The sequence below is a fragment of the Chamaesiphon sp. genome, from assembly GCF_041737865.1.
Classification (GTDB): Bacteria; Cyanobacteriota; Cyanobacteriia; order Cyanobacteriales; family Chamaesiphonaceae; genus Chamaesiphon.
Genome location: NZ_JBGSQZ010000254.1, coordinates 1 through 3,113, shown reverse-complemented (window position 1 = coordinate 3,113; position 3,113 = coordinate 1). Strand labels below are relative to the sequence as shown.

Annotated in this window: 3 protein-coding genes and 1 pseudogene; 3 read left to right on the top strand and 1 reads right to left on the bottom strand. The window is 41.6% G+C overall.

The genetic code is table 11. The features are described from left to right. Positions 1-410, bottom strand: a pseudogene (locus ACEW9J_RS19120) (hypothetical protein); the annotation flags it as partial. An 820-nt stretch (positions 411-1,230) separates the two neighbouring features. Between ACEW9J_RS19120 and ACEW9J_RS19115 the strand changes: the two are divergent. The 3 genes from ACEW9J_RS19115 to ACEW9J_RS19105 all read left to right on the top strand — a co-directional run bounded on the left by ACEW9J_RS19115 (position 1,231) and on the right by ACEW9J_RS19105 (position 3,039). Then, entirely contained in the window at positions 1,231-1,773 is a 543-nt protein-coding gene (locus ACEW9J_RS19115; RefSeq protein WP_373546685.1) for a hypothetical protein, read from the top strand. A 580-nt stretch (positions 1,774-2,353) separates the two neighbouring features. Then, positions 2,354-2,770 carry a hypothetical protein gene (locus ACEW9J_RS19110; protein WP_373546684.1) on the top strand — a complete coding sequence of 139 codons (417 nt, stop codon included), beginning with the start codon at positions 2,354-2,356 and terminating at the stop codon, positions 2,768-2,770. A 23-nt stretch (positions 2,771-2,793) separates the two neighbouring features. Next, positions 2,794-3,039, top strand: a complete 246-nt coding sequence (locus ACEW9J_RS19105) for a hypothetical protein (protein WP_373546683.1) — start codon at positions 2,794-2,796, stop codon at positions 3,037-3,039. Positions 3,040-3,113: the final 74 nt, after the last annotated feature.

Sequence of the window (3,113 nt, the reverse complement as noted above, 5' to 3'; positions counted from 1 at the left end):
GCCCGTGCTGCAATGTCTCTTTCTAGGGCTGGTAATGATTCTGCTCGACGTTGGTTTTCAGCAGAGAGTAATGCTTCGCGCTTTGCCTGTTGCTCTCGAATCCAGCGTTCGCGTTCTGCTGGGGTCGCTTGACGATATAAGCCGCGATGCTCGTTCCAATCGACGAGGGGGATATATACGCCCCATTGTCCGTCGCGGGTGTCATTGAAATAATGATAGTCGGGATTGCCATATCCACCCGCCCCAGTCATGCACAGGGTTTTGATGGTGGGGGTAATTTTACCGTTTTTGGCGGACAGCTCGTAATTTTGCCAACGACATTTCCCCGAAGTGCTAGCACAGACGGGGCAGGTGTTACCTAAACCTCTATAGGAATTGAATTTGGAGTGAGAAAATGCACTTTGGATCATGACGGCTAGTTAGGGTAAGTAACTAGGGCGATCTTGATGCTATTTTGCTGTGGCGGAAAAGTTCTACTTTATCGATGCTTGCTTGCTTAATATCAATCGGATCGGTTGGATTAGCTCTATGCTAAATTTCTAATTTCCTTACTTGACCGATTGATTATTAGATGGTGTGATATTGCAGGTTTTACAGTTATCCCGTATCAACCATACATAGAAGTAAGATCTAATGTCTAAAATGCTTGAATCCAGCATGAAGTATTAGTACGACAAGTAATCGAACGAGTCAAACTGTCGTAACGCACAATTCAAAGGGACGATGGGCATCTCTAACAATCTTTCAAACCAGTTATTACCCGAATCGGGCTGAATTAAACTGCGAACAGATTTACCAGCACCCTGTACAGAACATGCGTACTGCAAAGGGTGAAGTTTGTTAGTAATTTCTGCAAGCACGAATAAATTCATAACTGTCACAAGTAGAGCAAGGTCGGTATCCGATCTCAGTTGGCTAGTAATTTTCAAAAAAACTAGATAAATATCCAACCGCATGATAAAGTAGAACTAAGTCGCAGCCTTAAAGATAGTAGTCGGCAAAAACAACAAATCTTTAAAGCAGCAAATAGTATCGTAGAAAGCTCTCGAACCTTGGTTCGGGGGCTTTCGCCCTAATATGGGTGAGGTCGTAGGGTCGTCTGGAATATTACAATCGTGGTATTATGTAATTCTTAGGATGTGAGTAAAGATATTTCCTATATTACCTTAAAACTGTCGCAAAATCTGTAGATAATTATTTGTACAATTTCAGATAACTTTTTAGCAGTCAATGAGTCAGGGTAAAAAAGGCAGACCAAGGAAAGATCCAAATCGAATAATCACCCCAGCACAGATCGAAGAAGCTCAAAGAGATAAGTATAAAAAGCTACAGCTCTATTATTACTTTTCAATCGGTCGTGAATACCTGCCTTACTTCACTTCAAGCAGATTAGCCAATTACAAGCGAGTAAAAATCCGCAAGCAGCTAGAGATTTTAGATAAATTAAATATACCTCACGTATTGGGTTCATCCAAGATTCTCAGTCCGGCAAACTTAACTGATTGGGTTGAGAATTTATATCAACATCGATTCGAGCTGATGAGATTGGGCGTGAAAATTACGAGGAAAACTCGGTTGGCATCTGCCGCGCAAAGGATAGTAAGGTTGTTCGGACTCAATATAGTTTATCTCGATCGGGTACTAGAGAATGGGCGATCGATCTGTCGCTACAGAGGAGCCGATCCTCATTCGGACGCGGACATATACATTTTGAATGAGTGGCTAGAGCGAGATCGGCAAGCTGTAGTAACAGATTTAACAGAGGGAGATTGAGTATTTTCATGAACGCGCTATGTATCTTAAACTACATGAGGCTTTTTCACATTTTTGCATAAAATGTTTGGCAAAAGGAGACATGACATTTGGGTCATTAGGTAGAAAGCATATCATGCAGTTACTTCCTTTAACAATTGATTTATAACATTTCCCCGATTTGGCTGAATTGCTTACGTGTTTATCGAATTTACTGTGTAATACATTTCTCCTCAATTGTTCCGTACTGAGGCACTATTTTGGAGGTTTTGGAGTATTTCGTAGTCAAACATACAAAATTGTAGTTTTATAACTAAGTGTTCGGGCGGATCGGATACTTATGCCTACTGATTTCTAAGCAGTTAGAGATCGGTAATCATTGGACTCATTGGTAAACAAGTTGACTTCAATATCTAAGGTCTTGCGGCACAGTCCATCGATTGGTAACGCAAAACCGCTTGATTTGGCATCCATAATTAATAATTATTCCGATTTAGTTTCAATACTCTCCGAATAATTCTAGTTTTTACTTAACTCATCACAGATCCCATTAACCTTATTTGTAGCAGTCAAAAGCTACTCGTATACAGGAGGTATCGATATGCTTATTTGCACCACTCCAGCAAAAAAGCGAAAGGCGATTAAGCGACAGCACATTTTTATTACCACTACGATTGCTAATACTACGGCATTACTATTACGTGGCGACTTCGATCGACCTGCGGATGCAGCGATTTTATTCGCACCGATGACAGCGTACATCAAACAGCAAGCCACAGCTTTTTTATCAGCCACCACGCTTACTGCGGTTCAACCATTATTACTGGCATTTCTCGATCTGATTCCCTGGTCGATTATTTTGCTGGTGGGGGCGGTTATATCTTGGCAATCATACACAGGCTATCAAGCCTACGAAAGAGAAGATCTTTCGGGGGCGGGTAAGTGCATCCTAAATGTTTTGGTATTAGTGGCACTATTGTTTACATCCGCCAAGATTACCGACGCAATGGTGACTTAATCCTCGATCGATCTTAACGGCTAATGAATAATAAGCTACCATCGAGAGATCGTTTAGTTGTCAATCGGGCACTGAGAAGGCGTTCTGGCTTTTTCGGTATCAATTCGGGCTTGGCAACAATGAGCCTGAGCGTAGTCGTGTTGGGTATTGTCTCAACGCAATTTCTACCGATAAATATGGTGATACCGATGACGGTTTCACTGCTAAACCCCGTCCAACTTCAAACCCATAGTTTTCAAAGTATGAGACAATCTGATTCTGAGGAGTAAATTGAGGTCAACGCAAAGATGTTAAGAGTAGACTATGGTCGTTGGGCACAGACAGCTCAAATGTTGAGAGAACA

What these genes read in the sequence shown, in the direction of transcription:
- ACEW9J_RS19115 (WP_373546685.1), top strand. Translation starts at nt 1,231, where the DNA reads ATGAGTCAGGGTAAAAAAGGCAGACCAAGGAAAGATCCAAATCGAATA.
- ACEW9J_RS19105 (WP_373546683.1), top strand. Translation starts at nt 2,794, where the DNA reads ATGAATAATAAGCTACCATCGAGAGATCGTTTAGTTGTCAATCGGGCA.
- ACEW9J_RS19110 (WP_373546684.1), top strand. Translation starts at nt 2,354, where the DNA reads ATGCTTATTTGCACCACTCCAGCAAAAAAGCGAAAGGCGATTAAGCGA.